Here is a 5,727-nt window from a genome sequence, read left to right as displayed (position 1 = left end):
GATCTAAGGTCGACCAAACTTTTATAATTACTTGCCGAAATAATTTGCTAAACCATAATTTAGACTTCTGAATTATAAACAAAAAACACCCCCTGATTTCTCAGAGGGTGAAAAAAACTAAGTTTTATTAATGCTTATAAAAGATTATTTAACCTTCTTGCGGGTAAAGTAAACTACACCGGTAGCTGATACAAGTACAAGGAGGATAACTACTGCCATAGAAGCATTACCTGTCTTAACTGTACCATTGTTGTTATTGGCTGCATTGTTGCCATTGTTACCGTTGTTAGCTGTATCGGCTGTACCCGGCTTAACTGTTGCGCCTGTTGAAGATGTTGCATCTTCTGTTGCAGGAGCAAGAGTTGTATTAGGTGTTGTTGTATTCTGTGCAATTGTTGTTGCAGGAACTGTTGTTGCAGGAACTGTTGTTGCCGGAACTGTTGTTTCAGGAACTGTTGTTGCCGGAACTGTTGTTTCAGGAGCTGTTGTTGGTACTTGAGAAGCTTCTGTTACAGTTACTGTAGCAACTGCGCCAAGCTTTGTAGCATAGTTGAAGTTTGAAAGGTCAATTCTGAGTGTTACATCAGCAAATTCATATGGTACATTTACAGTGAGGTTCTGACCGTTGTATACAGCGTCAAATGCAACGCCGGATTCAGGTGTGAAGCCCTCTTCTGCACTGCCCCAGCTGTCAGCCCACTTGCCGTTAGCTGCGAACTTAACCTGGTAGTTGTCAAACTCAGGTACATTGTGATATGTAATCTCATAAACCTTATCTGCAACCTGCTCCATCTCATTAGCTGTTGGATCCCAAGCTACGCCGTTTAACCATGATTCATCATCAGGGTCACCGTTACCAACAGCATGCATGCTTTTGATTTCAATATCAGAAACGATCTGAACACCGTCACCTGAAACAGTGATTTTGCGTGTATTGCTGTCATATGTAACTGTTACATCACAAGCGGCAAGAACATTAAAGGTTATATTGTTGTCTCCGCCGTTATCACCGATCCAATTCTGACCGCCATCAGCTGTATTTTCTACAACCTTAATCTGAAGTGAATCAGCAATCTGAACATTGGTAAATACCTTAGTGTATGTACCGTCGCCGTTATCTGTCATAACATTTTCAGGAGCTTCTTCCGGGCTACCCTTCCATAAAACACCGCAAAGTTCTTCTGAACCTGCTACAACATATGTTGAACCTGCAGGAGCAGGAGCTGTTGTTGGTTCAGCTGTTGTTGGAACAACAGGTGTAACTTTACCTGCCTGAATTTCAGTTTCAACTGAATATTTTGTTGATGTTTCAGCAAGAACGCCATCTCTTACAAGACCCTCTTCCTGAGCCTCGTCTGTTACGCCCTCAGCGTTTGCAAGTGAGAGTGTAAGGTTATCAACTGTGAGGTTTACATCTGTTTCGCCAAGACCAAGTTTCTTGAATACAACTGAAACAAATGGTGTCTTCTGGTTGAAATTGTAAAGCTCAAGGCTTGACATATTACCATAAACCTTGCCTGCTGTTGCAGAGTTTACTACTACACCGTTTGTGTATGGTGTCATAACTGAATCTACAGCGAGCATCTGCGGATTGTAAGACAGATTGAAGTCAGCATTAAGAACATTCTTCTCTGACTCAAAGTAATAAGTTACTGTTACATACTCTTCGTCACCTGCAACAACATTAGATGATGCAGGGAATAAGTTAGAAGTAGCATTTACAGTAAGAGCACCAGCAGGAACTTCTTCTGTAGTTTCAGGAACTGTTGTTTCCGGAACTGTAGTTTCAGGAACTGTTGTTTCTGGAACTGTTGTTTCAGGAACTGTTGTTTCAGGAGCTTCTGTTGACTCTGTCGATGGAACAAATGTTGACTCTGTGAGTTTTGTTTCAGCAGAAACAATATATGAAGGATCTACTATTTTATACTCCAGTACGAATGATACCATTGTATCAGGATCAACTCTCATTGTATTAAAGTCCATTTCGCCCTTTGTAAGAACTCTTACATTAAGGTTTACATTTGTTTCAACATTTTCAGGATTACCCTTTACATCTAAAACAATCTTAATAAACGGAACCTTTGCATCAATTGTGTAAAGGCCAAGGTCAGAAGAGTTGGCGTTTACCTTGCCGGGGATACTTGTGTTGATTACAGAACTGCTTGTAATCTGTGGCATAATACCAAGTTTCTTACCTGTTGAATCAAGGTTGTTCTTGTTGTTTACCTCAAATATGTTACTGTCATATGTGAAGTACCATTCGAGGTTTACAAGGTCACAATTTGTACCAAGATAGTAGCATACTGTTACCTGCTTTGTTTCGCTGTTGTATTCTGCTTTTGCTGTTGAGAATACATTAGATGTTGCATTTACTGTAAGAGGTGCTTTCTCCGGAGCAGCTGTTGCCTGTGTAGCAGGAGCAGTTGTTGCTTCTGTTGTAGCAACTTCTGTTGTTTCAGCAGGAGTTGACACTTCAGTTACTGTAACGGTTGCCTTAGCACCGGCCTTTGTAGCATAGTCGAAGTTTGTAAGGTCGAGCTTGAGTGTTACATCAGCAAATTCATAAGGAACATTAACGGTAAGGTTCTCTCCGTTATATGCTGCGTCAAACTCTACGCCTGATTCAGGTGTGAAGTTTTCCGCTGCACTGCCCCAACTGTCAGTCCATCCGCCGTTAGCGGCAAACTTAACCTGATAGTTGTCGAACTTAGTTACATTCTTGAATGTAATCTCATAAACTTTTTCTGAAACTTCTGTCATAGGGTTAGCTGCAGGATCCCAAGCTGCACCGTTTAACCAAGCTGCATCTTCAGGGTCGCCGTTACCAACAGCATTGATGCTCTTGATATCGAGATTTGTTACAAACTGAACGCCGTCGCCTGTAACAGTGATTTCTTTAGTAGAAGAATCAAATTTTACTGTTACATCACTTGCAGCAGTTACATTAAATGTAATGTTATTGCCTGTTGCGTCGCCAATCCAGTTCTGTGAACCGTCAGCACCATTTTCTACAACCTTAAGTGTAAGACCTGATGCCGGCTGAACATTGGTAAATACTTTTGTGTAAGTACCGTCGCCATTGTCTGTCATAACATTTGCAGGAGCTTCTTCTGGGCTGCCCTTCCATAAAACGCCGCAAAGTTCTTCTGCTCCGGCAACTACATATGTTGTATCTGCAGCAGAAACTGAAATTGCTGCAAATGACAATGAAGTTACCATAAGCATCAGAGAGACAACAAGGCTTAATGCTTTTTTGAACATTTTCTTTTTCCTCCTTTAATAATAATGCTTCTATAAGCTATTCTATTATATAATAGAAACTCCCCAAAAGTCAAATGAATTTGACACTTTGGAGAGTTATTTTTATAAATTTTTGTTATTTTGGCTAATTGCACAAAAACAAGATTGTTTTTTCGGTCATTCGTAACCATTAATATTATGAGATTGCCAGTTCCAAGAGTCACGGCACATATCTTCAAGATTTTTTTCGGCTTTCCAACCGAGAATTTCATATGCTTTTGTCGGATCGGCGTAACATTCTGCTATATCGCCCGCTCTTCTCGGCTTTATATCATAAGGAATTTCAATATTATTAACCTTGCTGAATGCCTTAACAATATCAAGTACGCTGTAGCCTGTACCTGTGCCAAGGTTAAATATCTCTGTGCCCTTGTGCTGTTCGGCATAATCAATAGCTTTTACATGACCTTTTGCAAGATCCACAACATGGATATAATCTCTTACGCCTGTGCCGTCATGTGTAGGATAGTCATTACCAAACACACCGAGTCTTTTAAGTCTGCCTGCAGCAACCTGTGTAATATAAGGCATAAGGTTGTTTGGAATACCGTTAGGATTTTCGCCGATTCTACCGCTTTCGTGAGCACCGATCGGATTGAAATATCTTAAAAGAACTACGGAAAGGTTGCTGTCAGCCTTTGCTGCGTCTGTAAGAATCTGCTCATTCATAAGCTTTGTCCAACCGTAAGGGTTTGTACAGCCTGTAGGCATTGTTTCAACAAGCGGAACACTCTTTGGAATACCATATACAGTAGCGGATGAGCTGAATACAAAGTTTGCTACTGAATATTTCTTCATAACCTCAAGCAAAGCAAGCGTTGAATCAAGATTGTTTCTGTAGTAAGCTACAGGAATTTCGCAGCTCTCGCCTACTGCCTTAAGACCTGCAAAGTGAATTACTGCATCAATTTTATTTTCGGCAAAAAGTTTGTCCAAAGCTTCAACATCGCAAACATCAATGTTGTAAAGCGGAATTTTTTTGCCTGTAATCTCCTCTACCCTCTCAATAGCTTTTGGAGAACTGTTTGAAAAATTATCCGCAACTACTACAGTATGGCCTGCATTTATAAGTTCAATACAAGTATGTGTACCAATGTAGCCTGCGCCACCGGTCAGCAAAACATTCATAGTGATTTCCTTTCTATGTATAATGTATATTCGTCAGCACTTTTCAGGTTCAGGATACTCAACACCGAATGTTTCGGCTGTCACCTTTTTCATAACCTGTGCGTCAAGAGGTTTATCTGCAAAGTCAGTATCGCACTCGGCAATCCGGTTTACAACATCCATACCCTCAATTACTTTACCGAATGCTGCATACTGTCCGTCAAGATGAGGAGCATTTTTATGCATAATAAAGAACTGTGAACCTGCAGAGTCAGGCATCATTGAACGAGCCATAGAAAGTACGCCCTCTGTGTGCTTGAGGTTATTCTCAAAGCCGTTAACAGCAAATTCGCCTTTAATTGAGTAACCGGGGCCACCCATACCTGTTCCATCAGGACAACCGCCCTGAATCATAAAACCGTAAATAACTCTGTGAAAAGTAAGTCCGTCATAATAGCCATTATTTACAAGGCTAAGAAAATTATTAACTGTATTTGGCGCAATTTCGGGATAAAGCTCGGCTTTAATAACAGAGCCGTTCTCCATCTCAATAGTAACTACAGGATTTTGTGACATAAAAATCGTCCTTTCATTTTATATTACAAATAAATTTATATACTGCCCTTTGCCTTACATTTTACGCTAAATCACCAAAAATATCAAGTGAATTTTTATACTTAAAAATATTTAATAATAAAATTTAATAACTTTACTTTTTAATAAAAATATGATACAATAAATAAAATAGTTATATAATCTTTTTGTAATATTTTATTAATTTTATGTATTAAGGGATTGAACATTAATATTATCATTGTTCAAGGAGTGTTTTTATTGTCATTATCAGTCCACAAGTCAGCCGAAGATTACCTCGAGGCTATACTTTTAATTAAACAAAAAAGAGGATGCGTTCGTTCTATCGACATAGTAAATCTTCTCGGTTTTTCAAAGCCAAGCGTAAGCGTTGCCATGAAAAAGCTAAGAGAAAACGATTACATTCTTATGGACAGCGAGGGTTATATCACCCTTACCGAAAGCGGAATGAATATTGCGCAGAAAATTCTTGAAAAGCATAATTATATAGCCGAACTTTTAATTTCTCTCGGTGTAAGCGAAGAAACAGCTTATGAAGATTCATGTAAAATCGAGCACGATATAAGCGAAGAGAGTTTTATGGCATTAAAAAAGCTATCGGGAATTTTAGCCGATAAAACAAATAACTGATAAAATAAACAGCAGTCATTATGACCCGACCCCCAAAAGTTAGACCTAAAAAATCTAACTTTGGAGGTCGGTATTTTTATGTCAAAATACAGTTAT

4 protein-coding genes are annotated in these 5,727 nt (G+C 39.2%); 1 reads left to right on the top strand and 3 read right to left on the bottom strand.

Annotated features, from left to right (window positions below; genetic code table 11):
* Positions 1-144 precede the first annotated feature (144 nt).
* The 3 genes from AAAY30_RS11040 to AAAY30_RS11030 all read right to left on the bottom strand — a co-directional run bounded on the left by AAAY30_RS11040 (position 145) and on the right by AAAY30_RS11030 (position 4,983).
* Entirely contained in the window at positions 145-3,261 is a 3,117-nt protein-coding gene (locus AAAY30_RS11040) for a hypothetical protein (protein ID WP_499215944.1), read from the bottom strand.
* A gap of 156 nt (positions 3,262-3,417) precedes the next feature.
* Complete coding sequence (galE, locus tag AAAY30_RS11035) at positions 3,418-4,428, bottom strand: UDP-glucose 4-epimerase GalE (protein WP_022234131.1); 1,011 nt, start codon at positions 4,426-4,428, stop codon at positions 3,418-3,420.
* 33 nt (positions 4,429-4,461) lie between these two features.
* The gene (locus AAAY30_RS11030; protein WP_022234130.1) at positions 4,462-4,983 is read right to left on the bottom strand and encodes a peptidylprolyl isomerase; all 522 of its coding nucleotides are present in this window, start codon (positions 4,981-4,983) and stop codon (positions 4,462-4,464) included.
* Between the two features lie 258 nt (positions 4,984-5,241).
* Between AAAY30_RS11030 and AAAY30_RS11025 the strand changes: the two genes are divergently transcribed.
* Positions 5,242-5,631: a metal-dependent transcriptional regulator gene (locus tag AAAY30_RS11025; protein WP_022234129.1), complete on the top strand. Its 390-nt coding sequence runs from the start codon at positions 5,242-5,244 to the stop codon at positions 5,629-5,631.
* Positions 5,632-5,727 lie beyond the last annotated feature (96 nt).

Source organism: Ruminococcoides bili (genome assembly GCF_040093295.1).
In the GTDB taxonomy this organism is placed as follows: domain Bacteria; phylum Bacillota; class Clostridia; order Oscillospirales; family Acutalibacteraceae; genus Ruminococcoides; species Ruminococcoides intestinale_A.
This window is presented reverse-complemented; position numbering and strand designations above follow the sequence as displayed.

What these genes read in the sequence shown, in the direction of transcription:
- AAAY30_RS11040 (WP_499215944.1), bottom strand. Translation starts at nt 3,261, where the DNA reads ATGTTCAAAAAAGCATTAAGCCTTGTTGTCTCTCTGATGCTTATGGTA.
- galE (WP_022234131.1), bottom strand. Translation starts at nt 4,428, where the DNA reads ATGAATGTTTTGCTGACCGGTGGCGCAGGCTACATTGGTACACATACT.
- AAAY30_RS11030 (WP_022234130.1), bottom strand. Translation starts at nt 4,983, where the DNA reads ATGTCACAAAATCCTGTAGTTACTATTGAGATGGAGAACGGCTCTGTT.